Genomic DNA, 24,360 nt, shown 5'->3' on the forward strand with positions numbered 1-24,360 from the left:
TCCGGCGGAGACGTACGTCTCACTGGTCCGGGATGTACTTGCTGCGTCAAACATGTTGTGCTTGACTCGTCAACCAATCGCCAGGGTTTGTCACTCGCGAAATGAAGGATCTGTGTCATGACAAGCATCGGTATCATCATCGGCAGCACCCGGCCGGGCCGCAATGGCGAAGCCGTCGCCAACTGGGTTCACGCGATCGCTTCTCAGCGCACCGACGCCGAATTCGAAATAGTTGACCTGCTCGACTACAAGCTGCCCCACCTGGACGAGGCGATGCCGCCCTCCCTGGGGCAGTACAGCCAGCCGCACACCAGGGAGTGGGCGGACAAGATCAGTTCCTTCGACGGCTTCGTCATCGTGACCCCCGAGTACAACCACTCCACGTCCGGTGTACTGAAGAACGCCATCGACTTCCTCTATGCCGAGTGGAACAACAAGGCGGTCGGATTCGTCAGTTACGGCTCGACCGGCGGCACCCGCGCAGTGGAACACCTGCGCCTGGTCGCGGGCGAACTGCAGATGGCCGACGTGCGCTCCCAGGTCGCGCTGTCGCTGTTCACCGACTTCGAGAACTTCAGCGTGTTCCGGCCCGGCGACATTCACCTCGACGGCCTCAACACGATGCTGGACCAGCTCCTGAACTGGTCCAACGCGCTCCGGCACCTCCGCTAGCGGGTCGGGGCACACAAGCCGGGTGGTGGACGGTCGCGGTGGGTGACCGTCCACCACCCTGTCGTTCCACGGGCGGGTGCGTCACAGGCGGTGCGGTCCGCCTCCGACGCCGGGACCGGGCATCGTGCCCACGGCGGCCTCGGCGCCGCACCCGAACGACGGCGACGGCGGTCCCTGCACGAACCGCTCCCGCGATGCCGGTCCGTCCGCATACTGAGGGACATGGCCATCTATGACACGCTCGGAGTGACGTACGGCCGGACCCGGCGACCCGATCCTCGGATCGCCGCACAGATCCTCGCCGCGCTCGGCGACGCCGCGGACGTGGTCAACGTGGGCGCGGGCACAGGCTCCTACGAGCCACCCCGGACGGTTCTCGCCGTCGAGCCCAGTCACGTCATGCTCGCCCAGCGCACGCCCGGTTCCGCGCCCGCCGTGTGCGCGGTCGCCGAACGGCTCCCGCTGCGCGACGACGCCGTCGATGCCGTCCTGGCCGTGCTGACCGTCCATCACTGGACCGACCTCGAAGCCGGCATCGCGGAACTCCGCCGGGTCGCCCGCCGCCGCATCGTCATCCTGACCTGGGACCAACCGGTCTTCCGCGAGCGGTTCTGGCTCGTACGCGAGTACCTCCCGCACGCTGTCGCCCTCGACGACGTCCGCGCCGTACCGATCGACCGGCTTCTCGCTCTGCTCGGCGGCGCGCGCCGGGAGCAGGTGCTCGTCCCGCACGACTGCACGGACGGGTTCGGCGCGGCGTACTGGCGCCGCCCCCACGCCTACCTCGACCCACAAGTGCGCGCCGGAATCTCCATGTTCGCCCAGGCGGGAGAAGACGTCCTCGCCCCGGGCCTGGCCCGGCTCGACGAGGACCTGGCGACCGGCCGTTGGCACGGCCGTCACGCCGACCTGCTCACACTCGACAGCATCGATGTCGGCTACCGGCTCCTGGTGGCGGACCTCTGACTCCGCCGTCGAGCGGTGAGCCGTGCGACGTCGACCGGACCGAACGGCAGGCCCTGTACAGCAACATGCCCCACGCCGGGGGTGAGGCGTGGGGCATGCCCGTCCGGGCGGAAGGGCGGCCTCGGAGGCCGCTTCCGAGACGGTGTCAGACGGCGGTGGCGTTGATGGTCACCGGTATGTTGCCGCGGGTGGCCTTGGAGTAGGGGCAGATCTGGTGGGCCGCGTGGGCGAGTTCCGTGGCCATGTCCTGGTCGACGCCGCCGAGTTCGAGGTTGAGGGTGGCCGCGAGGCCGAAGGAGCCGTCGACCTCGTTCAGGGTGATCTCGGTGCTGATGTTCGTGTCGGCCAGCCTCACCTTGCGGTCGGCCGCGGCCTTGCGGACGGCGCCCAGGAAACACGCGCCCCAGCCCGCGGCGAAGAGCTGCTCGGGGTTGGTGGCGGTGCCGGACCCACCGAGCTCCTTGGGGTAGGCCAGCGTGGTTTCGAGCAGGCCGTCGCTGGACTTGACCCGGCCGCCGTTGCGGCCCTCTCCGGTGACGTCCACAACGGCGGTGTAGCTCTGCGTCATTACATGCCCTCTTGAAAGTGGGGAACGGTGTGACCTGTCCGGTGCCGTCGAGACGTTCCCGGAAGGGAGCGCGCCTCGACGTCACCTGTTCAAATGGTGACCGACATTGCGTCACTGGTCAAACAGGTGACGTGTGAAGGGCGTCACAATGTGCGTGGATCCGGGGGAGTGGTGAGAGGCGGGCGACGGGACGCTTCTGCCCTGCCGCCCGCCCCCGTTCAGGGCTTCACTGCCGCCGCCGCCTCGGCTGCCCGCGCCGAGGCCTGAGCCGCCGCGCGAGTCGCGCGTCCTGTCGCCCGCCAGGCGAGTATGGACAGCGCGGTGCCCGGAGCCGGTGGGAAGACGCCGAGCTGGCCGAGCATGGTCATGTCGTCGCGCACGGCTTCGTGTCGGACGACCTTGCCGTCGCGCAGGCCCAGGACGTGGATCTGCTCGAAGTCGATCTCCTCCCCGGTGGGAGGTACGGCGCGGTCGAGGTTCCCGTCGCGGAAGAGGACGAACGCGCCCGTGTGGCGGCCCTGCATCCGCAGGCGCACCCAGACCTCGTCGTCGTTGTGCGCGACGCCCAGGACGGGGAAGCGCAGGTCGCTGAAGGCGGAGCGCATCCAGGCGCCCGAAGCGAGAACACCGGCCGGGCCGGGGATCGCGCAAGCCGTGGGGGAGACGGCTGATTCGCGGTTGTGGAAGTCCGCGTGCACCACTTCGGTGGCCAGGTCCGGATCCCCCGACTCGAGGATCCGGAAGAGCCCGTGGGCCAGGGCTGTGGCGTCCATTCCCATGACGGCTGTGCCTTTCGTCTGTGGAGCGCTGGTCTGCGGCATCGCGCTCGGACCGACCGCCCGAGCGGGCGGTCCGGATGGTCTCCGAGGTCGACGATATTGAGGTTATACATAGCCTAATGAATAGGGAAACCATGTGATGGATCGACGTGGATACGATGACGGCATGTCTCCCAAGCGCGCCTACGTCTCCCCCCTGCGCGAGCAGGCCGCCGCCCAGACGCGCGCGCTGATCCTGCAGTGCGCCACCGACCTGTTCGCCGAGCGCGGGTACGGCCGAGTCACCGTGGCGGACATCGCCTCGGCGGCGGGCGTCGCCTCGAAGACCGTCTTCGCCAGCGTCGGCAGCAAGGGCGACATTCTCGACAGGATCGTGGATGAGGGTGTCGTCGCGTCCGACTACGAGCGGTCGGTGCGGAAGATGCTCGCTCTGGAGACGGGTGAGGCGGTGCTCGAAGCGCTGGCTCTCGGTACCCGCAGGGGCAACGAGGGGCAGTTCACCGTCCACGAGGCGATCCGCAAGGCGCTTCCCGTCCACGAGAACGGCGAAGCCCTCTGGGCGCGCGCCACTGCCGCCTATCGCGACGCGTTGCGGTGCGTCGCCCGTCATCTGCACACGCTGCCGTCGCCGCCGTCGTGTCCGGTGGAGGAGACGGCCGACCTGCTCTGGTTCTGGTTCGGACCGACCGGCTGGCGCACCCTGGTGGTCGAGAACGGCTGGTCCTGGGAACGGGCCGAGGGATTCCTGCGGCGGACCGCCGTCACGACGCTGCTCTAGCGTCGGGCGCAGGCGCAGGCGCAGGCGTCGAACGTCACGCCTGTCGGCGGGCGTTGGCGGATCGGACGCCCCGGGAGGGGGGTCCCGTCAGCGAAGGATCACGCCGAACACGATGGTGAAGAACGTCTCGAACGGCTTGGCCGAGCGTTCCGTGCGGGCCGAGATCAACGCTCCCTCCCACGAGGCGAGGACGAAGCCGGCCAGGGTGGAGGAGTCGAGGGCCTTGGACACATCACCGGCCCTCTGAGCGTCCGCGATGGCGTGTGCGAGCGCTTCGGCCCAGGCTTCGAAGCTCTTGCGGGTCGACGCGCGCAGGGCCTCGCTGTGGTCGGCGACCTCGACCGCGAGATCCCCGACCAGGCAGCCGCGACTGAAATCGGCCTCGATGTTCTCGTCGCGCAGGAACTCGAAGTGCCGCCGCAGCCTCGTCAGAGGTGGCACCGCGGGGTCGAGCAGGCTGTCCAGCCCGCGGGTCGCCCCGTACCGCTCAAGAGCGACGACCGCCAGGGCCTCCTTGCTCTTGAAGTGATTGTAGAAAGACCCCTTGGGGGCGCCGGCCGCATCGGTGATGTCCTTCACGCCCGTCGCCGCATAGCCGCGGCCGTGGAACTGTTCGACGGCGGCTGCGATGAGGTTCTCGCGCAGACTCGGCCTGGCCATCGGCAAGCCTCCCGGTCACTCAAAGTGGGCGATCGTCTTAGAGGCTACCACTGGGCCGTCGGGTGACCTGAATGCGTCGCCCGCGCCGCTTCGCTCGTCATCGCTTGAAGTAAGACGACCGGTCACATGCATCAGCGGCGTGTGCACCCGCTCGGTGAGGACGGAGTGGTGCTGAAGGGCATCGAACTCGTCACCATCGACATCGAGGACGTGCGGTTCGGCCGAGCGGGTCGTGGCCGGGTCGGGGCGGGGTGGCCGAAGCACATCGTCCGGGCGCCCCCGGGATGGTTGTCGGCTACTCGGCCCAGGGCTCGAATCCGGTGTCGCGGACTGCTTCGAGGGCGTCGCGCAGCCGGGCCGCCTCGTCCGTGCCGAAGCTCTCCTCGAACTGCTTCTGTACGGCTCGCCACAGCGGCAGTGCCGTCTTCATGCGGTCCAGGCCGTCCGGCGTGATGGCGGCGATCCGTGCGCGCCGGTCGGCCGCCGACGTCTCGACGGTCACGAGGCCCTCACGGGCGAGTGGCTTCAGATTGGAGGCCATGGTCGTGCGGTCCATGGCGATCACCTCGGCGAGGGTGGTGATCGTCATCTCCCCCTCTGTGGCGAGCCGTTGCAGGATGCTGAACTGCGTCGCGCGAAGACCGGTGGGGGCCAGGGCCTTGTCGTAGGTCGCGCCGAGGTAGCGGGCGGCCTTCCGCAGGGCCAGGTTGTTGCACAAGTCGCCGGGGTTCACTGGTGCGGTGTTCATGATCTCCTCCGAAGCTCTCCCGTCCATGATACGAGGAGATACTCATAATTGCGACAGGCTCGTCGCTCGCCGGGTGTCGCCCCCTGGAGGGTGGGCGGCCTTGCCATCCAGTTATTAGGAGCATATGCTCCTATTTATATCGCCGTGTCATCCGGATCGCCCCGCGAGCCCCGCCCTCATAAGAAAGCATCCTCATGGAAACGTCCCCCGGATCCGCTCCCGCGCGTGAGCCGACCTCGTACGCCGCCGCCGAGACCCCCACGGCACGGTCCCACCGGGCCGCAGGCCGGCCGCCGGTCAGAGCCTGGCTTCAGCCGGCGCTCATCGCCCTGGTCGTGGTGGCCGCCTTCGTCAGCTGCTACGTCGGCCTGCAACGTGATCCCCAGCCCCATCGTGTCCCTCTCGCCGTCGCCGGACCCGGCCTCTCGCACGAGATACGGCAGGCCCTCGGTGACACCGTCGACGTGCACCCGATGGCCGACGCACCGGCGGCGCGCGACGCCGTGCAGCGTCATGACGTCGTCGCCGCGCTCAGCGCCGACGGCCCGGACCGTCTGCGTCTGGAGATCGCCGGAGCCGCGGGAACGTCCACCACCTCCGCGGTGAAGAGCCTCGTCGGCGCCTACGCCCATGGAGCGGGCCGGCACGTCGTCACCGATGATGTCGTGCCCCTGACCCGGTTCGACGCACGCGGGCTGGCCGGCTTCTACATGGCGTTCGGCGTGACCCTGGCCGGCTTCGTCCTCGGCTCGAACGCACTGGTCCTGGCGAACGTCCTTCACCTGCGGCATCGGTTCTGGCTGCTGGGCGGCGCGTCGCTCGCCATCGGTACCGTCGCCGCGGTCATCGCGGGACCCGTCATGGGTGCCGTGCCGGCCCCGCTCGTCCCGCTGACAGCCACGCTCACCCTGCTGGCGGCGGCGGCCGCCTTCACCACCAAGCTTCTCGGAACCTACCTCGGTCCGATCGGCGTGCCCGTCTCCACCCTGCTGCTCCTCACCGTGGGCAACGCCACGAGCGGCGCCAGTGTCGGCGCCGACCTGCTGCCCTCCGCGGCCCACGCCGTCTCCGCGCTGCTGCCTCCCGGCGCGGCCGTCCGCACCATCACCGACCTGAGCTACTTCAACGGCTCCCACGCGGCAGTGCCCGTGATCACCCTCGCCCTCTGGGCCGGTGTCGCCGCGATCCTGCTCGCGTTGCGTCCCCGCATGACCCGTCGACGCACCGTCGGCACCGCGACGACCTCTTGAGGAGACACCGCAATGGAACCCACGCGGCAGAGCAGCGATCCCGCCGAGACGGCGCGCCGTGCCCGCTTCGGCGAGCTGCCCAGGCGCATCCGTGTCGAGGAGATGGTCGAAGAGCGGCCCGCCGGGGCTCCGGATCCCGCGAAGGACGGGTACTCCGCCGACGAGTGGCTCGTCCGGTGGTGTCTGTGAGCCGCAGCGCCCCGGCCGGACGATCGTCGCTCGGTCGTCGGCCCGCGAGTGTTCTGCCGGGGGCCGGATGAGGGAGTGCGCGCCGGATCGCATACCGTCCGTCCAGGCACCGACTTCTGGGCGCCGACTTGCAGCGATGCCGAGGAGCGCGACATGAACACCACCACGCCCGTGGCGCGTCGAGTGGCCCGGCCGCGCGCCGATGCCCTGCGCAACCGGGAGCGGATCGTCGCCGCCGCCCGCGAGATGTTCGTCGAGTCCGGTTCCGGGGTGCCGTTCGACGAGATCGCGCGCCGCGCAGGTGTCGGCAACGCCACGGTGTACCGCAACTTCCCCGACCGCGACGCCCTCGCCCGCGAGGTCGTCTGCGCGGTGATGGACCGCACCTCGGAGTGGGTCGAGCGGGCGCTCGCCGAGGGCGGCGACGCCTTCGAGACGCTCAGCGGCTTCGTGCACTTCGCCGCCGACGAACGGATCGGCGCCCTCTGCCTGTTGTTCTCCGAGGGTTTCGACCACAACCAGCCCGAACTCATCGCCGCACGCGGTCGCTTCACCGACCTCGTCACGGTGCTGATGGCGCGTGCCCGCGAGGCCGGACAGCTGCGCCCCGACGTCGAGTTCGGTGACCTGATGATCGCGCTCAGCCAGCTCACCCGGCCGCTGCCCGGCACCGCCTGCCAGGGCATCGACCGTTTCGTGCACCGGCACCTCCAGCTGTTCCTGGACGGCATGCGGGCCCCGGCCCGCTCCGTACTGCCCGGAGTGGCTGCCACCATGGGCGACTTGTGACGAGGGTGTCCCGCCGACACGTGTGATCGGTCCGACGCAGAGCGCCACGGGTGGCGGCGGAGCCATGGCACGGGACTGGCGGCGGACGCGCGGTGGGCGGGGGAGGGCCTGTCGCGCGAGTGAACTCAAGCTGGAAGAAGGCCCGTTGGGAGAATCGACGCACTGATGCCCGCAGTGGCTGGCCGGCGCGCGCGACCGTGCGCCATGTGTGAGGCACGGGGCGCTCTGAGCCGCGCGGGGCGTTGGGCGTCGGACGGCCGGCGTACGCGTATGTACGTCAGTGATCGGGCGCGATGCGCCTCAGTACCTTCGCGGCGGCGGCCACGTCGCACCCTTCCAGGTGGGAGAAGACGTGTCGCCGGACACTGGCGAGGTTCGTGGGCCACGCCTGCTTCAGCCGTGTCCATCCGGGGCTCGTCAGGACGGCGAGCAGTGCCCGTCCGTCCTCGGGCGACTTCACCCGCATGACCAGCGACTGGCTCTCCAGTCGGTTCACCACCCTGGTCATGCCGCTGAGCGAGAGCCCGCAGGCGGTGGCCAGCTCGCTCATGCGCATCTGGTTGTCCGGGGCCTCGGAGAGATGGACCAGCACCATGTATTCCGTGCCGGAGATCTCCTGCTCCGCCAGCATGTCGGCGTCGACGACCCGGGGCAGGAGCGCCATGACCCTCCCGAGAGCCCGGAGGAATGCCTCCTCGTCGGGGTTGAGGGGCTCGATCGTCGTCGCCTTTGCCATGGGCTCAGTGTAAGTGGCCGGACCGGAGGCGGATCCCGTGGCTTCGACGGGTCGATCATGCCGGGAGGGGCCCGTCCGGCCGGTGATCGATGAGCGTGTGGGGGCGGGCCGGGCCACCGAGAGCGACCGGTCCGTGATCCGCCGGGATCTTTGGGCAGGGGTCCTCGCCGGGCCCCGGTCCGGGGATGCGTAGGAACGCGGGGCTGAGACTCGGCCGCTCCCGCACGGTCCGCCTCCGCGGTGCGGGCGGACCGTGCGGACGCCGGCGTCGCGACGATCCCGGGCGGAGCCGTGGCGGAGGGTGCGCGGACGGCGCGGATCGCCCAGGACGACCGCACCGGCCCGGACGACGGCAGCGGGGCGACACCGGCCCGGCCCCCTGGGTCCGAGCGGTCGCACGACCCTGTTTCGTGTCCAACAGAGCTGACGCAGAGGTGACTTGTCGCAGGTTGGACAGGCGAAAGTGCCGACGTGCGCGCCGGAGGAGTTCAAGGTGGGTCTCCGCAGCGGGCGGCAGCGCGCGGTGCGTCGCGACGCATCCGCGGGGAGCAGGCCCGCCGCGCGGGCCGTGGCCATCTGCCGCCGGCAGCCGGTCGCCGTCCGTGGGTCGGTGGCGATCGGTCGCCGGCGGTCGCCGGTCATGTGCCCGGTCCCGTCGCAGCTGTGACGTCGTGTCACGCAGAGAGCGTTCCAGTCCCGTCGACTCAAGGAACTGCATGTCATCCATACCCACTCGCAAGCAGGGGCTCGCAGCCGCCGCCCTCGCGCTGGCCATGCTGACCGCGCCGCCTCTCGTGTCCGCCTCGGGCACTCCGCGGACCGTCCCGACCGACCGAACCCTGGCCGGCAACGCGGCAACACGTCAGCCCACCTCACAGACCGTCACCTTGGTGACCGGTGACAAGGTGACGGTGAACACCGCAGCCGACGGCAAGGTCACCCGGTCCGTGAAGGGGCCGGACGGCCGGCGCACCGGATTCGCCGTCCACGAGGTCGGCAAGGACACCTACGTGTATCCCGACACGGCGGTGCCGTACCTCGCCGCCGGGCAACTGGACAAGGAGCTCTTCAACGTCACCGGACTGCTGGCGGACGGGTACGGGGACGCGCAGCGCAGCACGCTGCCCCTGATCGTCACGTACACCGACGCGGCCGTCCGTGCGCGTGCGGCGGCTGTGCCCACCGGCGCCACCAGGACCCGCGCACTGAACAGCATCCAGGGCGCGGCGCTGTCGCAGCAGCGGACCGAGGCGGGCGCTTTCTGGTCGGCCCTCACCGGGGGGAGCGCGTCGGCCGGCGGCCGGAGCACCGCGGCGAAGCCACGAATGAGCAGCGGTATCGCGAAGGTCTGGCTGGACGGGAAGGTCAAGGCCGACCTGTCCGACACGACCGCGCAGATCGGGGCGCCCGAGGCGTGGGCCGGCGGCAACACCGGCCAGGGCGTGGACGTGGCCGTGCTGGACACGGGCGTCGACACCCGCCATCCGGACCTCGTCGGGCAGGTGAGCGAGAGCACGAGCTTCGTGCCGGACCAGGACGTCGAGGACCGCAATGGCCACGGCACCCACGTGGCCTCGACCATCGCCGGCACCGGCGCGGCCTCCGACGGCAAGGAGCGGGGCGTCGCGCCGGGCGCGCGCCTGCACATCGGCAAGGTCCTCGACGACGACGGCAGCGGCCAGGAGTCCTGGGTGCTCGCCGGCATGGAATGGGCCGCCCGCGAGCAGCATGCCAAGGTCATCAGCATGAGCCTCGGGGCCGGCCCGACGGACGGGCACGACCCGATGAGCCAGGCGGTCGACGCGCTCAGCGCCGAGACCGGTGCGCTGTTCACGATCGCGGCCGGCAACAGCGGGAAGTACACCGTCTCGACACCGAGCGTCGCCGATGCCGCGCTGTCGGTCGGCGCGGTGGACGGCTCCGACCGGCTCGCCGACTTCTCCGGCACCGGACCGCGCCAGGGCGACGCAGGTCTGAAGCCCGAACTGACCGCGCCGGGTGTCGACGTCCTCGCGGCCCGCTCCCAGTACTCCTCGGAGGGCACCGGCTCGTACCAGACGATGAGCGGGACCTCCATGGCCACCCCGCACGTCGCCGGTGCCGCCGCGCTGCTGGCCCGGGCGCACCCGGGCTGGAGCGGGAAGCAGCTCAAGGACGGGCTGGTCAGCACCACCAAGGCGACGCCTGACTACACCCCGTACGAGGCGGGCAGCGGTCGCCTGGACGCCGCCGCCGCCGTGAAGGGCACCGTGTTCGCCTCCGGCAGTGTCTTCGGCGGCTACCGCGACGCGTCGACACCGGCCGGCGGCACGAGCGGGAAGACCGAGAAGAAGGTGACGTACACCAACACCGGGGACCGTCCCGTCACCCTCGACCTGGACGTCCGGGCTCCCGGCGCGGCCACCGGCGCGTTCACGCTGTCCGCCCGGCAGATCACCCTTCCGCCCGACGGCACCGGCACGGTCGACCTGATCACCGACTTCGACCTGGTGAAGGCCGACACGGTCACCTCGGGGCAGATCCTCGCCACCGACGGGTCCGGCGCGCTCGTCGCCCACACCATCACCGGCGCCTACAAGATGGGTGCGCGCCACACGATCACGGTCAACGGCAAGGACCGCAGCGGTCGCCCCATGGGCGGCGCCGTGTGGGTGACGGGCGAACGCTTCGCGCTGCCTCTGGTGCTGGACGACTCCGGTACGGGCACCGTGACCCTGCCCGGAGGCACGTACGCGGTCGAGCTGGTGGCCGACGTCGAGGGCGTTCACGGACCGCACTCCAAGGGCATGGCCGTCCTGACGCGTCCCGAGGTCGTCCTCGACAAGGACGTCACGGTCGACCTGGACGCCTCCAAGGCCAGACAGGTGACTGTCCGGACTCCTCAGGCGACCACCCCGGCCCTGACCCGACTCGACTTCTACCGGTACTTCGACGACACGCACGCCTACCGCAGCGAGTACGTGCCGGACCAGTCCTACGACAGCTCCTGGGTCCTGCCCAGCGAGGAAGTCACCAAGGGCACCTACGAGTTCGGTGTCGCCGCCCGTCTGGAGCAGCCCGCGCTGACCATCGCCGCCGGGAAGCACACCTACGACGACCTGCGCGTCCGGCGCGCACATGTCCCCCTCAAGAAGGGCCGACACACCTACGACGCCGTCTTCGCAGGGGAGGGCGGTACCGACGCCTACCGCGGTCTCGACGCCAAGGGCAGGACCGTCGTGGTCCGGCGCAACGACTCCGTGGCACTCGAAGAGCAGGCCGACAACGCGGCCGAGGCCGGCGCCAGTGTGCTGCTGGTGGTCAACGACGGTGACGGACGCCTGGCTCCGTGGAGGGACGACTCCTACTCCGACACGGAGATTCCCGCTCCCCTGACGGTGGCCACGCTCACCGCGGACGAGGGCGACGACCTGATCGCCCGTATCAAGCAGCACAGGACCACACTGCGGGTCACGTCGAACCCGACCACCGGGTACCTCTACGACATCGCGGACCATCAGAGCGGCGTCCCCGCGGACCCCACCTACCGCCCGCGGCGCGCCGACCTGAACCGGGTCGAGGTCTCCTTCCGCAACAACCACCAGGCCCGGGCCATGGAGACCCGTGTCGCCGTCTGGCACGACGACTACATGCCCGTCCTGCTGCCCACCCCGGCCCAGGGGAAGCGCACGGACTGGGTGTCCGCCGGCACGGTCTGGCACGAGGAGGCCACAGTCAACCGCCAGCTCCAGATCACCAACGACGCCTTCAAGCGCTACCCGCGCGGAACGACCTCCCACGTGGAGTACTTCGGGCCGATCCAGCGGCCGCGAATGAACAGCCACTACATGCCGCTGCGCTCGGGCAACACGGTGGGGGCGACGATCCCGGGCTGGAGTGACTCGGAACCCGGACGCGCCGGCACCACCTTCGGCAACCCGGAGGTCGAGGACAGGGTGAAGATCTACCAGGGCGACACCCTGATCAGGGCCTCGGACACCAACACCATCGGCAGCCCGCGATTCCCCCTCGTCCTGGCCCCCGAGAAGCTGCGCTACCGTCTGGTGTCCGACAACGCGCGGGGCGGCTGGACGAACGACTACTCCACCACCACCAGCACCGAATGGGGCTTCACCTCCGGTGAGACCGCCGCCGACACCGTCGACGTCCTCCCGCTGATCCAGCTCGACTACGCGGTCTCCGGCATGGACGCCACCGGCAGGAGCGGCCGCCGCAGCGACATCACCGTCACGCCCTCACACCTCGCCGGAGCCCCCGGCTCCGACACCATCAAGACCGTGAGCGTGGACATCTCCTACGACGACGGCTCCAGCTGGCAGCACGCGACGCTGCGTCACACCGACCGGGGCTGGTGCACCGAGCTGAACGCACCCGCCAAGGCGCGGTTCGTGACGCTGCGCACCAGCGCGAGCGACACCCAGGGCAACACCGTCAAGCAGCGGATCACCCGGGCCTTCGGCCTGAAGTGATGGCCACCCCGGTCGGTACCCCCTGACCGGCGAGGGGCGGGACCGCGTCGAGCGGTCCCGCCCCGAGTGTCCCGCACAGACCCCGGCCCGTGCCGAAGACAGAACACACAGGGAGGTCAAGAGGACGCCACAGCCATGTCGACGATCGTCCGACTACACCAACTCGCCGTTTCTGGCGACCACTTGACCGCCATGGACCACCATGTCGCGCTGCGGCATGTCCACCACGACCTGAGGGATGCACTCGCCGCGCACCAGGACGAAGTCCGCGGGGGCTCCCGGCGCGAAGTCGGCGTGCGGCAGGCCCATCACATCGGCGCCGCCATGGGCGCCCACCGTGTAGCAGGAGGTCAGTTCGTCGTCGAGACGGACGTCGGTGACCCAGCCGAGGATGTGCGCCCGGTGCAGCATGTCGGCGTCGCCGAACGGGCTCCAGGAGTCGCGGACGCCGTCCGAGCCCAGACCGACCCGCACACCGTGTTCCTTGAGCCTGGTGATGGGCAGGACCAGGGACTCGTTCGGGGCGACCGTCGTCAGGGCGATGTCCAGGTCGGCCAGATCCGCTGCCGTCGCGTCGAGTTCCGACGCACCGAGGAACGGCAGGCAGAAGACATGACTGACCGTCACCTTCCCGCGCAGGGACAGGGCCCGGGTCCGGTCGATGATCCCGCGCAGGACCCGCGTGCCCTTCTCGTCGCGGTCGTGGAGGTGGATGTCGATGCCGACGCCGTAGCGGTCCGCGAGACGGAAGACCAGGTCGAGCTGCTCGTCGAGCGCGTGGTCGAAGCTGATCGGGTCGATGCCGCCGATCATGTCGACGGCGCCGCCGCGCGCCGCCTCCTCCAGCAGCTTCGCCGTGCCGGGGGTACGGATCACCCCGTGCTGGGGGAAGGCCACGATCTGCACGTCGAGGGCGTCGGCGAGGCGGTCCCGTGCCTCGGCCACTCCTTCGACGCCGGCCAGTCCGTACGCCGGTGCCACGTCGGCGTGCGCCCGCATCGCCCGGGTGCCGCGCGTCACCGCGTGGGCCATCAGACCGTAGGCGCGCTCGCCCACCGGCCGGCGCTGCGCGTGGTAGAGCTCGACGTCCTGCTCGCAGTACTCGGCGATGCTGCCGGCCGGCTTGCGGGAGACCCAACTCCCGCCCCTGCTCGTCTTGTCGGGGTGGATGTGCGCGTCCACGAGCGAGGGCAGCGCGATACGGCCGCCGCCGTCCACCACCTTGGCGCCCTTCGGCGCGGGGGCGTCCGATATCCGCCCGTCGACGACGGTCAGGTCCACGGCGTGCTTCGCGCCGAGGGGACGTACGTTGCGGAAGACCACGGCCTTCTTGGGGTGCTGGGCCTCCCGGGGTTCTGCCTGCGCGGCCGTCGCGGTGAGCGCGGTGCCGCCGAGCGAGGCCGCGCCCGCGAGGACGCCGCGCCGGGACAGGGGAGGAGTCATGCCGAGTTCTCCTTGATCTGGGGACGTACCGGGGGAGGGGGAGGAGGAAGTCACAGGGCGACACCCGAACGCACCACGCGCAGGGGCGACTTGAGGACGGAGACGTCGGCGAGCGGGTCCCCGGACAACAGCACGACGTCACCCGCGAAGCCGCGTGCGAGGCGGCCCGCCGTGCCGTCCAGGCCCAGCAGCTGGGCGGCTCCGGTCGTCGCGGTGCGGATCGCGTCGAGCGCCGGCAGACCGGCCGCGCGCATCAACTCGACCTCCCGGCCGATGGGATCGATGCTGCCGCCGGAGGAGTCGGTGCCGGCGGCGAGCGGAACGCCGAGCTCGTGTGCCGCGAGGACGGCCCGCTGGAGGACCGGCAGGAAGGTCCGGCCGCGCTCGGCCAGCACGGGGTCCGACGCCTCGGCGAGGCCGGCGATGGCGGTGAGCGTGGGGGTGAAGTACGTTCCCCTGCGCCGCATTTCGTGCAGGGTGCGTTCGCCGACGAACACGCCGTGCTCCAGCGAACGGATGCCCGCCGTGACCGCGTCGTGGCAGCCCTTCTCGCTGTAGCTGTGGCACAGCACGCTCTTGCCGCCACGCCGGGCCGCGGCCACCACCTCGGACAGCTGCGCGTGCGAGTAGACCTGGGTGAGCGGGTCCTGGTCGGCCAGTCCCGCACGCTCGTTGACTCGTGTCTTGACGACGTCGACGCCGCGCGCCAGGTTCACCGAGACGACACGGCGCAGTGCCTCCGCGGACCGCACACCGTCCTTGAGGCGGGCCAGCGGAGTGAGGTCCGGGTCGGCGAGGACGGTGTCGCCGAGGTCCGGCGTCACGAAGACGCCGGCGGCCTTCAGACGGGGCGCGTGCTGCGGCGCCTGGCGGGCCAACTCCCTTACGGCGATGTCCTGGTAGAAGTTCGTGGAGCCGCTGCGCGCACTGGTGGCGCCCTGGCGGACGGCGTCGCGGGCCTCGGCGGCGGTGTTGAGGTGGATGTGGGCGTCGATCAGACCGGGCAGCACCCACCGGCCGTGCGCGTCCAGACGCGGGGTGTCGGCCGGCACGTCGACCGGGTCGCGGGGACCCGCGGCACGCACCACGCCGTCCCGGATCACGACGATCGCGTCCTCGGTGACGTCGCCGGTCGCCGGGTCGAGGAGCGTGCCGCCCTCGACGACCAGGTCACCGGCGCGGGCCGGACGGCGGGCCGGGCCGACGGCGGTCGCCGTGCCGGAGGCCAGCGCGGTCGCCGTGCCCGCGAGCGCGGCGGAGGCGGCGAGCACACCGCGGCGGGTCAGTCGGCCGGGCGGGGGCGGAGCGGGCTCGACGCACATGGGACTCCTTGGGGCGAGGAGGGCTACGGGTCCGACTGTTTGTATACCAAGGCGGAGTCCTCCACAAGATCGCACGCGAAGAGAGCAGGCGAAATCAAGGTTTATGTAGTATTCGGATCGATGATCTCAGCGCACTTACTGGCTTCTGGTATACAAAGTGGTGTCGCCGAAGAGAGATTTCAGCGCCACCGCGCGACTGTCCCGCACATGCAGGAGCGTGCTCGCGGCGGCCGCCTCTTCGTCGCCCGCCGCGATGTGCCGGAAGATCTCCGCGTGCTGGGCCCGCATGTGCGCCGGCTCCTCACGCAGTCCGAACAGCAGCTGCAACTGCCAGCTGAGCTGTTCCATCGTGCGGCCCAGCAGCGGATTGCCGCTCAGCGCCACGATCCCGTCGTGGAAGGCCGTGTGCTCGGCGACCTCGCGGGGCCCCTCGTCCACCGCGGCCGCCTGTTCGGCCCGTTCTAGGGACTCCCGCAGCGCGGAAAGACCGGGCGGCTCCGTGCCGTCCCCGCACCCGGCGACGGCACGGGCGGCGAGCCGCGACGCCTGTACGGCGAGCGGCTCCCACACCTCGTACAGATAGCGCACATCGGCCCGTTCCAGACTGCGCACCCGCACGCCGCTGTGCGGCATCAGTTCGAGCAGGCCCTCGGCGACGAGCGCGCGCAGTGCCTCGCGCACGGGCACGCGGGACATGCGCAGCTCCTCGGCCACCTCGCGCTCCACGAGGCGCGCGCCCATCGGGTAACGGCGGTCGACGATGCGCAGGCGCACCTCCTCGCGCGCCTGCGCGCTCAGCGAGGCACGCCCCTGTCCTCTTGCCGCGTCACTGCCCGTCACCTGCAACCGTCCTTCACTCGTCGTGCCCCGGGCGAGGATATGACCACCGTCCGGGGCACCCGTCGCAGGCCGCTGCCCGACAGGGTGTCCCACGTACCCCGGGCCGCCGCGGCATCCGCGGGTACGGCGCAGATCCCGTGGCTCCGGACGAGGGGCGAGGGGCGAGGCCGCGTCGCGACGGGGACGTCTGCCGCCGCGGACACCGGGTACACGTGCCCTGTGCGGAGATGAAGCCGTGCCGGCGGCGGCACGGGGAGGACAAGGGGAGTGACGTGGCAGTCAAGGCGATGGGCTGGGCACACTCGTTCCCCGTGGCGCAGGGGGTGCGGGCCGGACGGCAGTGGACACGCGACCATCTCGCTTCCCTGCCCTGGACGGCGGACGAACCGGACACGGCGGACGCGGTGGTCCTGGCCGTCTCCGAGCTGCTCACCAACGCCCACATCCATGCCCACAGCGACGCGAGTCTCGTGCTCACCTGGGACGGCGAATGCCTCCACGTGAGCGTCCACGACGAGGACCCCACCCTGCCCCGACAACGTGATCCGGAGCCGGGCGAGACGTCGGGGCGCGGAGTGGGCATCGTGCGCGCCCTGGCCGACGACTTGGGCACGACCTGCCAACGGCACGGCAAGACCGTGACCGCGTGCTTCCGCCCGTCCGGTCCGGGGCGGCAGGGCGTCGACGAGGGCGATCGCTGACGGCTGGGGCGACAGCTGCGTTGCTGCTCGCCGCCCCGATCGAGCGTGCCCGTCCCACTCCCGCAGAAGTCCTCCGGGCCAAGTCTCCCCAGGTGAGGGGTGTTTCGGCTGTCCCACGGTGTCCCACCGGCGTCGTCATTGCGTGCCGGTCGGGCTGTTATGGAGTCACGCCCCGAGGGAACGGGGCGCCACCGCCAGAGGGAGAGTTGAGATGCAGTCTCGTATGCAGAACCCGGCCGTCGTCCTGTCCGACGCGATGCAGCCGATCCAGGCGCTCCTGAAGGCCGCGCACAGCGGCGGGGTGGACGCGCAGACGCTGGAGCTGGTGCATCTGCGGGTCAGCCAGATCAACGGGTGCAGTGCCTGTGTGGACGGCGGTGCGAAGACGGCCCGCAAGGCGGGGGTGAGCGACGAGCGGCTGGCCACGGTCGTGGCCTGGCGCGAGACCCCGTACTTCAGCGAGGAGGAGCGGGCGGCGCTCGCACTGGCGGAGGCCGCGACGCGGCTGGCGGACCGCCCCGACGCGGTCGGCGACGAGATCTGGGACGCGGCGGCGAGCTACTTCGACGAGAAGCAACTCGCCTCGATCATCCTGATGATCGGCGTCACCAACCTCTTCAACCGGCTCAACGCCACCACCCGCCAGATCGCCGGCGCCTGGGGATGAACCGGCCCGGACCCGGGCGGCGGACACACATCCGCCGCCCGGGACGCCCCGCAGGCCGCAAGCACCGCTCCGTCACCGGCACATGAGCCGTCGCGCGAGCGGAAGTACCCGCAGATCCACAGATGCGCAGACGGGCAGACGCGCACATCCGCAGACGCGCAGATCCGCAGACCCACGCACCCGCAGTTCCACAGACCAACAGGAGGATCCGTCATGAAGGCCGTGCAGAAGCCTGCCAGGAGCACCACCGCGACCGACACGACGTCCGAGCGCTTCACGGACGAGGAGCGGGCCGCGATGAAGGAGCGTGCCCGGGAGGTGAGGACGTCCGCGCGTCGTGGACCGCGTGCGGAGAAGGCGGCGGAGGACGAGGCCGCGGTGCTGGCGAAGATCGCGGAGATGCAGGAGTCGGACCGGGTCATGGCCGAACGGATCCACGCCGTCGTCAAGGCGAGCGCGCCGGACCTCGCGCCGAAGCTGTGGTACGGAATGCCCGCGTACGCCGTCGACGGCAAGGTCGTCTGCTTCTTCCAGAGCGCGGAGAAGTTCAAGGCCCGGTACGCGACGCTGGGCTTCAGCGACAAGGCGCACCTCGACGAAGGCGCCATGTGGCCGACCTCCTACGCCCTGAGGGAGCTCACCGCCGCCGACGAGGCGAGGATCGGCGCGCTCGTGCAGCAGGCGGTGAACCAGGGGCACCGGCAGCCCTGACCGGACCCGGCAGGGCGGGCCGGCGGCCGGATGCAGGCCGGCCCGCCGGGACAGCAGCAGCGGGGTGAGATCGTCTGCACGCCATCGAGAGGATGCGGCCGGTGCGCGCCACCGCGGCCCAGGCATGTCCGGAGGTCACGAAGCCGCGCGGACCGCCCCAGCTCGCCGACAGCCAGGACGCGTCCGGGCCGAGGGCGCGCAAGGCGTCGACGTCGGCCGGCTCCATGCGCCGTACGGTCACCGCGCGGGGGACCGCGGAAGGCTGCGGTGCGGCCTGGAGCGTCCAGATCATGCGTTCCCACGGGGTGAGCCGGTCGAACGCGGCGCCGAGGGCGGGCAGGAAACGGGGTGGAGCCTCGACGCGGTTGCCCGCCAGCGAGGCGAGGACGTCCGGTGTGAGCTCCTCCGCACTGCCGCGCAGCGCGACGTGACCGGCGCAGGACACGGCGATCGTGCGCGGCTGGACGGGCCGGTCGGCCCACCAGCGGCCGACGTCCGTGCCGAGCACGTGCTCGGCGATCGTGGCGGTGCCGGGGAGACCGGTGGGAAACCAGCGAGCGAGCGCCCGGAGGTCCGGAGGTGAGATCTCGATCATGATTGCCTCGCAGGGGAGTGCAGACGGTGGACCGGGCACAGGCCCGGGAGAAGCCCGCGTCGTGCGGGTGTGGCCGCCTCGCCGGGGCACCTGTCGAGATGGGCGAGGCCACGGCACGCCGGACGCGGCTCAGCCGAGTCCGGGCATCCGTGAGATCAGCAGGTCGATCACCTTGATGCCCACGAAGGCCAGGACGAGCCCGCCGAGCCCGTAGACGAGCAGATTGCGGCGCAGCAGATCGTGTGCCGAGGACGGTGTGTAGCGCACGCCGCGCAGAGCCAGCGGGATCAACGCCACGATGATCAGGGCGTTGAAGACGATGGCCGAGGTGATCGCGGAAGTCGGGCTGTGCAGGCCCATCACGTTCAGCGAGGCGAGGCCCGGGTACGCTCCCGCGAACATCGCCGGGATGATCGCGAAGTACTTCGCGACGTCGTTCGTGACGGAGAAGGTCGTCAACGCCCGGCGGGTGATGAGGAGTTGTTTGCCGATCTCGACGATCTCGATGAGCTTGGTCGGGTTGGAGTCGAGGTCGACCATGTTGCCGGCCTCCTTCGCCGCCGACGTCCCCGTGTTCATGGCCACGCCTACGTCCGCCTGGGCCAGGGCGGGCGCGTCGTTCGTGCCGTCGCCCGTCATCGCCACCTGCTTCCCGCCCTCCTGCTCCCGCCGGATCAGCGCGAGCTTGTCCTCCGGGGTGGCTTCGGCCAAGTAGTCGTCCACCCCGGCCTCTTCGGCGATCGCCCGCGCGGTGAGCGGATTGTCACCGTTGATCATCACGGTGCGGAGGCCCATGCGGCGCAGTTCGGCGAAGCGTTCCCGGATACCGTCCTTGACCACGTCCTTGAGGTGGATCAGTCCGAGCACCCTGGGGCCGTCCCAGTCGTGCACCGCCACCAGGAGCGGTGTTCCTCCGCCCGCGGCCACGGCGTCGGCGTACAGGCGCGCTTCCGCCGGGCCACGGCCGCCACGGACGCCAGGTCGGTCCCGTAGCGCCAGTGCATGAGCCGCAGGGCCACGGTGTCGGTACGGGCCCTGCGCAGCGATTCCGCCTGTGCTTTGCCGCGGCCCTCGGCGACCGCCTCGGCCAGATTCGCGAAGACGACGGTCAGCCACAGCCAGGCGCTGATCACCCAGGTGAAGACCGCCGGGTGGAGCAGCGCGGACACGGTGGTCAGCGCGGCTCCGACGGACACCACGAACAGCACGGGATTTCTGGCCAGCGTCCGTGGATGCAGCTTGCGGAGCGACTCGGGGAAGGAACGGACGAGCTGGGCGGGCTCGAACAGCCCGCTCGGGGCACGGCGTCGTCCCCGTCCGCCGCCCTGCCCGGAACGGGCGGAGCGCTCGGCACGGGACGGCGGGGCCTGCTCGGGGGCTGCGGGATGCATGCGACCTTCGTGGCTCGACGGGACCGCCGGCCGCGCTCACGCAGCGGGGCGTGCCGGCAGCCGGCCGGGTGGACGGGTGATATGGCCCGAGGGCCGGGCGGTCGGAAGCGCCGCCCGCGCCGCCGCGCGAGATCGGGCACGGCACCGGCCGACGGCCGCGGTGCCCGGCACGCAACGACGGCTGGGCGCCGCCGCCGGTGCCCGTAGGCGCGGACTCGCGCCAGGACACCGTCCGCCGGCTCGGAGCACCGCTCGCGGAACCGGTGGGGCCGTTGACGCCCGCGGCCCCACCGGTGGCCGACATGGAATCTAGCGTCGGCCGGCCCGTGAACGGCCCCGCGCAGCACGGAATTTGCGCCTCTCATACGCATCCGTCCCAGCGGCCGTCAAGGACCCGTCAAACAAACCTGGCGTGCCGTCAGGGGCGCATCAACACGCGCCGCCCGTGGCCGGATCCAGTCGCAGACTGATCGGCATCGGGGGGCGGGCGACCGTCCGTGGCGTGACCTGGGAGGGGCCGTGACTCTCACGGTTGGCACAGCGCAGGGTCCTCGGACCGAGGGGGGCGCACCGCCACGGGCACATGAGGCCGCCCCGCCCGGGGGCGCTCCCGGACCACGCAGGAGGGGGAGTCCGCGGACGGGCGGACCAGGTCCGGGGCAGCGCCTTTGCCGGCAGGCCGTGGCCGCGCGGGCCGCTCTGCGCCGCCGCTACCGGGCATCCGTGCCCGCGCGGCTGCGCCTTCTGCGCGCGGCCACGGTCCTGCTCGCCGGCGCCCTGGCCGTGCTCATGGTGATCGCCGGGATCACGGCCCTGGGCACCTGGAACAGCGTGGCCGAGCGCGACGCGCCACGCACCACCAGCGCCGCCGATCTCGACCTGGCTCTGAACGACATGGACGCCCAGGCCGCCAACATCCTGCTGTCCAGCGGTGACGCGGGCAGGGGACGCCTGAAGACGCCGTACGACAAGGCCGTCGCACTCTACGGCGACGCCCGGCGCGACATCGGGCACGACCTGCGGGCCCTCGCGGTCGCCGCGCAGGGCGGCAGGGCCGACGAGAAGACCGTGGAGTCGCTGACCGACGGCTTCGCCGAGTACCAGGAGCTGATCGGCCGCGCCCTGGAGAACGACGGGCGGCGCGGCGGCAAGGCGGCCGCCCTCGGCGACCACCGCCGGGCGACGGACCTGCTGCGCGGAGAACTCCTGCCCGCCGCACGTTCCTTGGTGTCGTCGAACGACGCGGCCTTCGAAGACACCTACACCTCGGCCCGCTCCACCCTGGGCGCACAGCTCGCCACCGTCGTCGCGCTCGGCGTGGCCCTGCTGGCCGTTCTCGGTGTCCTGCAGTGGTATCTGGCCCGCCGGTTCCGGCGGATCGTCAACCCGGGCGTACTGGCGGCGACCGTGTGCGCGCTGCTCGCCGTGGTCCTCGGAGGCAGGATGCTGTCCGCCACCTCCGACCACCTGCGGGTGGCCCGCCACGACGCCTTCGACTCCGTCGTCGCCCTCTCCCGGGCCCGCGCCGTCGCCTACGACGCCAACGCCGACGAGAGCCGCTATCTGCTCGACCCGGAGCGCCGCCCGCAGTACCAGGACTCCTTCCTCGCCAAGTCCCAGCAGCTGTACGGCATGGACGGCTCGACCCTGACGACCTACGACAAGGAACTCGCCACCACCTGGCAGGCGTACCGCGCCGACCATGACGATGTGCGCTTCACCGGCGAGTTCCGCCGCGAACTCGACAACATCACCTTCCCCGGCGAGCGGCCCGCGGCCGAGCGGATGGTGGACGCGTACGCCGTCTACCAGCGCGACGACCGGAAGGTCCGCTCACTCCTGGCGGCGGGCGAGGAGCGCGAGGCGACGGAATTCTGCATGGGCTGGGAGCCGGGCACCTCCAACGCGCACTTCGGTGCGTGGATGGCCGCGCTGGACCAGGTCGCGGGCATCAACCGCGCCCACTTCACGCTGTCCGTGCACCAGGGCCGCTCGGCGGTGAGCGGTCCGCTGCCCTGGACGGGCGGACTGCCGGTCATCGCCGCGCTGCTGACCCTGCTCGGACTGCGGCCCCGGTTCGGCGAGTTCCGCTGAGGGCTGTCCCGTGATCCCGGCGGGCGCACGACGACAGCTGCCGCACCTCGCCGTGTTGTCGGACCGCCCGCATACGCCCGGTACGAGGACGACCGCCCCCTGCCTTCGGCGGGGGACCCCCACCGCCTTGCGACGCACCGCATCCGACGCCGCGCGCCGATCCACCAGGGATCACGGGACAGCCCTCGGGCGGCGCTCCGGGACGATTCTTCCCTAGGCGTCCGTCAGCCGGGCCTCCTCCAGGTCCAGGGCCCGCTGGAGCCGGCGACGCGTGGTGTCGCCGATCGTGTGTGCGTCGTACAGGCGCTGGAGTTCACCGGTCTCGACACCGATCAGGTCGCGGCGCAGCTGGTGGTAGACGCGGTCGGCGGACTCGGTCGCGGTCGCGTCGCCGTCCCCCTCGGCCAGGCGGTCGCGGGCGTCGTCGAGCCGGGCGGTCAGACCCCGGCGCAGCCGGTCCAGGACGACGTCGGGCACGACCTCCAGCTCCGCGAGTTCCTCCAGCCGGTCCAGCCCGGCGCGGGCCAGGTGGAAGCGGGCGTCGGCCTCCTCGCGCGCGGTGTGCGCCGGCTCCAGCGCGATGCCGGAACGGCGCACGACCGGGGCGAGGGTGAAGCCCTGCACGACGAGGGTGACCACCACGACCGACGTGGTCAGGACCAGCACCAGCGGGCGGTCGGCGAGCGGCGCGCCGCCCGCCGTGAGCTCCGGGACGGACAGCGCCGCGGCCAGCGGCATCACCCCGCGGGTGCCCGCCCAGGTCAGCACCATCGGCACCCGCCAGTTCACCTGGCCGAGGCCGCCCTTGCGCTGGACGACCGCGGACAACGGCGCCAGCCACAGCAGTCGTACGGCGACGAGTGTCGCGGCGACCGCGAGCGCGTACAGCGGCCACGCCCGGTCGCCGTCGGCCAGCGCCTGCACCTGGGAGGGCAGCGCCAGCCCGATGAGGCTGAAGACGACGCTCTCCAGGAGGAACACGACCGTGCCGTACACGGCGTGCAGCTGAAGGCGTATGCGGGCGTTGGTGAGCCGGTCGCCGCGGCCGCCGAGGACCACCCCGGCCACCACGCAGGAGGTCACCCCGGACGTGTGCGCGGCCTCCGCCAGGACGTAGGCGGCGTACGGCGTGACCAGGGCGATCACCGTCTCCAGGACCGGGTCCTCGGTGCGCCGGCGGATCAGGGCGATCACTCCCGCCACCGCGGCGCCGATCAGGGTGCCGCCGCCGGCGAGCAGCAGGAACTCGCCGCTCGCCGTGCCCCAGTCGGCAGCCGCGGACGCGACGGCGATCTCCGCGGCCACCCGCACGAGGACCAGGGAGGTGGCGTCGTTGAAGAGGCTCTCCGCCTGGACGAGGACCTGGACCCGGGGCGGCAGCGCGAGCCTGCGGCCCAGCGCGGTCACCGCCACCGGGTCGGTACTGGCCAGCACCGCGCCCAGGACGAACGCCATCTGCCACGACAACGGCGTCACCAGGACGGCCACCGCGGCGACGGCGGCCGCCGAGGCGAGCACGAGGCCGATCGCGAGTACCCCGACCGGTTTCCACACCGCGCGCAGTTCCCGCCAGGGCATGTCCTCCGCGCTCGCGTACAGCAGCGGCGGCAGCACGACCAGACCGATGATCTCCGGGCTGATGCGGATCTCAGGGGTGCCCGGCAGCAGAGCCACCGCGAGGCCGGCCACGACGAGCAGCGAGGGGGCGGGAATGCGCCGCCGCCTCGCGAACGTGGCCACCAGCGTGGCGAGGACCACGAGGGCGAGAACTGTACCGACGCTGCGCATGCCGTCCCCCTGGGGCTTGCGGAAGCCACCCTGGCCCCCGGCCGACCAGACTTCCCGGCACACCTGCTCTCACCCTATCGGGCCAGGTCACGTCAAGACAGTGTCAAGGTCGCCCCGGCCGCCGCCAAGGAAGCGCTAACGGCCCGGCCGATCGCCCCGCGACGCGGCTTCCTTGGGAGGAGGAACCCTTCGGCACAGGGGTGT

22 protein-coding genes and 1 pseudogene are annotated in these 24,360 nt (G+C 71.4%); 11 read left to right on the forward strand and 12 right to left on the reverse strand.

The window, feature by feature from the left end:
- Nucleotides 1-117: 117 nt before the first annotated feature.
- Nucleotides 118-672, forward strand: coding sequence for an NADPH-dependent FMN reductase (locus ACSYGO_RS41835; protein WP_460389933.1), 555 nt, complete (start codon nucleotides 118-120; stop codon nucleotides 670-672).
- Between the two features lie 222 nt (nucleotides 673-894).
- The gene (locus tag ACSYGO_RS41840) at nucleotides 895-1,638 is read left to right on the forward strand and encodes a class I SAM-dependent methyltransferase (RefSeq protein WP_426676230.1); all 744 of its coding nucleotides are present in this window, start codon (nucleotides 895-897) and stop codon (nucleotides 1,636-1,638) included.
- Between the two features lie 145 nt (nucleotides 1,639-1,783).
- Here the strand turns inward: ACSYGO_RS41840 and ACSYGO_RS41845 are convergent, their stop codons facing one another.
- A complete protein-coding gene (locus ACSYGO_RS41845) occupies nucleotides 1,784-2,206 on the reverse strand; it encodes an organic hydroperoxide resistance protein (RefSeq protein WP_426676229.1) in 423 nt (140 codons plus the stop codon).
- 218 nt (nucleotides 2,207-2,424) lie between these two features.
- The gene (locus ACSYGO_RS41850) at nucleotides 2,425-2,979 is read right to left on the reverse strand and encodes an ester cyclase (RefSeq protein ID WP_460389934.1); all 555 of its coding nucleotides are present in this window, start codon (nucleotides 2,977-2,979) and stop codon (nucleotides 2,425-2,427) included.
- A 172-nt stretch (nucleotides 2,980-3,151) separates the two neighbouring features.
- On the opposite strand from ACSYGO_RS41850, the gene ACSYGO_RS41855 reads away from it, so the two are divergent.
- On the forward strand, nucleotides 3,152-3,763 hold the full coding sequence (locus ACSYGO_RS41855; RefSeq protein ID WP_426676227.1) for a TetR/AcrR family transcriptional regulator: 612 nt from the start codon (nucleotides 3,152-3,154) through the stop codon (nucleotides 3,761-3,763).
- Nucleotides 3,764-3,850: 87 nt separating this feature from the next.
- On the opposite strand, the gene ACSYGO_RS41860 is transcribed toward ACSYGO_RS41855, so the two are convergent.
- Both ACSYGO_RS41860 and ACSYGO_RS41865 read right to left on the reverse strand, forming a co-directional pair.
- Nucleotides 3,851-4,423, reverse strand: a complete 573-nt coding sequence (locus ACSYGO_RS41860) for a TetR/AcrR family transcriptional regulator (protein ID WP_426676226.1) — start codon at nucleotides 4,421-4,423, stop codon at nucleotides 3,851-3,853.
- A gap of 295 nt (nucleotides 4,424-4,718) precedes the next feature.
- Entirely contained in the window at nucleotides 4,719-5,171 is a 453-nt protein-coding gene (locus tag ACSYGO_RS41865) for a MarR family winged helix-turn-helix transcriptional regulator (protein WP_426676225.1), read from the reverse strand.
- Between the two features lie 194 nt (nucleotides 5,172-5,365).
- On the opposite strand from ACSYGO_RS41865, the gene ACSYGO_RS41870 reads away from it, so the two are divergent.
- The 3 genes from ACSYGO_RS41870 (at nucleotide 5,366) to ACSYGO_RS41880 (ending at nucleotide 7,399) form a co-directional block, all read left to right on the forward strand.
- A complete protein-coding gene (locus tag ACSYGO_RS41870; RefSeq protein WP_426676224.1) occupies nucleotides 5,366-6,421 on the forward strand; it encodes a hypothetical protein in 1,056 nt (351 codons plus the stop codon).
- A gap of 12 nt (nucleotides 6,422-6,433) precedes the next feature.
- Nucleotides 6,434-6,610, forward strand: coding sequence for a hypothetical protein (locus ACSYGO_RS41875; RefSeq protein WP_426676223.1), 177 nt, complete (start codon nucleotides 6,434-6,436; stop codon nucleotides 6,608-6,610).
- Nucleotides 6,611-6,763: 153 nt separating this feature from the next.
- Nucleotides 6,764-7,399, forward strand: a complete 636-nt coding sequence (locus tag ACSYGO_RS41880; protein WP_460389935.1) for a TetR/AcrR family transcriptional regulator — start codon at nucleotides 6,764-6,766, stop codon at nucleotides 7,397-7,399.
- A gap of 277 nt (nucleotides 7,400-7,676) precedes the next feature.
- Here the strand turns inward: ACSYGO_RS41880 and ACSYGO_RS41885 are convergent, their stop codons facing one another.
- Entirely contained in the window at nucleotides 7,677-8,135 is a 459-nt protein-coding gene (locus ACSYGO_RS41885) for a MarR family winged helix-turn-helix transcriptional regulator (protein WP_426676221.1), read from the reverse strand.
- Nucleotides 8,136-8,851: 716 nt separating this feature from the next.
- Between ACSYGO_RS41885 and ACSYGO_RS41890 the strand changes: the two genes are divergently transcribed.
- Nucleotides 8,852-12,604, forward strand: a complete 3,753-nt coding sequence (locus ACSYGO_RS41890; protein WP_460389936.1) for a S8 family serine peptidase — start codon at nucleotides 8,852-8,854, stop codon at nucleotides 12,602-12,604.
- Between the two features lie 153 nt (nucleotides 12,605-12,757).
- Here ACSYGO_RS41890 and ACSYGO_RS41895 read toward each other — a convergent pair whose 3' ends face one another.
- The 3 genes from ACSYGO_RS41895 to ACSYGO_RS41905 all read right to left on the reverse strand — a co-directional run bounded on the left by ACSYGO_RS41895 (nucleotide 12,758) and on the right by ACSYGO_RS41905 (nucleotide 16,209).
- Nucleotides 12,758-14,047, reverse strand: coding sequence for an amidohydrolase (locus ACSYGO_RS41895; RefSeq protein ID WP_460389937.1), 1,290 nt, complete (start codon nucleotides 14,045-14,047; stop codon nucleotides 12,758-12,760).
- A 50-nt stretch (nucleotides 14,048-14,097) separates the two neighbouring features.
- The gene (locus ACSYGO_RS41900; RefSeq protein ID WP_460389938.1) at nucleotides 14,098-15,369 is read right to left on the reverse strand and encodes an amidohydrolase family protein; all 1,272 of its coding nucleotides are present in this window, start codon (nucleotides 15,367-15,369) and stop codon (nucleotides 14,098-14,100) included.
- A gap of 135 nt (nucleotides 15,370-15,504) precedes the next feature.
- A complete protein-coding gene (locus ACSYGO_RS41905; protein WP_460389939.1) occupies nucleotides 15,505-16,209 on the reverse strand; it encodes a GntR family transcriptional regulator in 705 nt (234 codons plus the stop codon).
- A gap of 272 nt (nucleotides 16,210-16,481) precedes the next feature.
- Between ACSYGO_RS41905 and ACSYGO_RS41910 the strand changes: the two genes are divergently transcribed.
- From ACSYGO_RS41910 to ACSYGO_RS41920, 3 genes are all read left to right on the forward strand, one after another.
- Complete coding sequence (locus tag ACSYGO_RS41910; protein ID WP_432189024.1) at nucleotides 16,482-16,910, forward strand: ATP-binding protein; 429 nt, start codon at nucleotides 16,482-16,484, stop codon at nucleotides 16,908-16,910.
- Between the two features lie 211 nt (nucleotides 16,911-17,121).
- Nucleotides 17,122-17,577, forward strand: coding sequence for a carboxymuconolactone decarboxylase family protein (locus ACSYGO_RS41915; RefSeq protein WP_435228941.1), 456 nt, complete (start codon nucleotides 17,122-17,124; stop codon nucleotides 17,575-17,577).
- Nucleotides 17,578-17,790: 213 nt separating this feature from the next.
- Nucleotides 17,791-18,288 carry an iron chaperone gene (locus ACSYGO_RS41920; RefSeq protein WP_432176636.1) on the forward strand — a complete coding sequence of 166 codons (498 nt, stop codon included), beginning with the start codon at nucleotides 17,791-17,793 and terminating at the stop codon, nucleotides 18,286-18,288.
- Here ACSYGO_RS41920 and ACSYGO_RS41925 read toward each other — a convergent pair.
- The 3 genes and pseudogenes from ACSYGO_RS41925 to ACSYGO_RS41935 form a co-directional block, all read right to left on the reverse strand.
- Nucleotides 18,215-18,883 carry a GNAT family N-acetyltransferase gene (locus ACSYGO_RS41925; protein WP_460389940.1) on the reverse strand — a complete coding sequence of 223 codons (669 nt, stop codon included), beginning with the start codon at nucleotides 18,881-18,883 and terminating at the stop codon, nucleotides 18,215-18,217. The two genes, ACSYGO_RS41920 and ACSYGO_RS41925, sit on opposite strands and share 74 nt — an antisense overlap.
- A 129-nt stretch (nucleotides 18,884-19,012) precedes the next feature.
- Nucleotides 19,013-19,831 (reverse strand): annotated as a pseudogene (locus ACSYGO_RS41930) (HAD-IC family P-type ATPase); the annotation flags it as partial.
- Nucleotides 19,738-20,274, reverse strand: a complete 537-nt coding sequence (locus tag ACSYGO_RS41935) for a hypothetical protein (protein WP_460390444.1) — start codon at nucleotides 20,272-20,274, stop codon at nucleotides 19,738-19,740. The gene ACSYGO_RS41935 and the pseudogene ACSYGO_RS41930, both read right to left, overlap by 94 nt.
- Nucleotides 20,275-20,955: 681 nt before the next feature.
- On the opposite strand from ACSYGO_RS41935, the gene ACSYGO_RS41940 reads away from it, so the two are divergent.
- Nucleotides 20,956-22,368 carry a hypothetical protein gene (locus ACSYGO_RS41940; RefSeq protein ID WP_460389941.1) on the forward strand — a complete coding sequence of 471 codons (1,413 nt, stop codon included), beginning with the start codon at nucleotides 20,956-20,958 and terminating at the stop codon, nucleotides 22,366-22,368.
- A gap of 213 nt (nucleotides 22,369-22,581) precedes the next feature.
- Here ACSYGO_RS41940 and ACSYGO_RS41945 read toward each other — a convergent pair whose 3' ends face one another.
- Nucleotides 22,582-24,156 carry a Na+/H+ antiporter gene (locus ACSYGO_RS41945; protein WP_460389942.1) on the reverse strand — a complete coding sequence of 525 codons (1,575 nt, stop codon included), beginning with the start codon at nucleotides 24,154-24,156 and terminating at the stop codon, nucleotides 22,582-22,584.
- Between the last annotated feature and the right edge of the window lie 204 nt (nucleotides 24,157-24,360).

It is taken from the genome of Streptomyces krungchingensis (genome assembly GCF_054729265.1).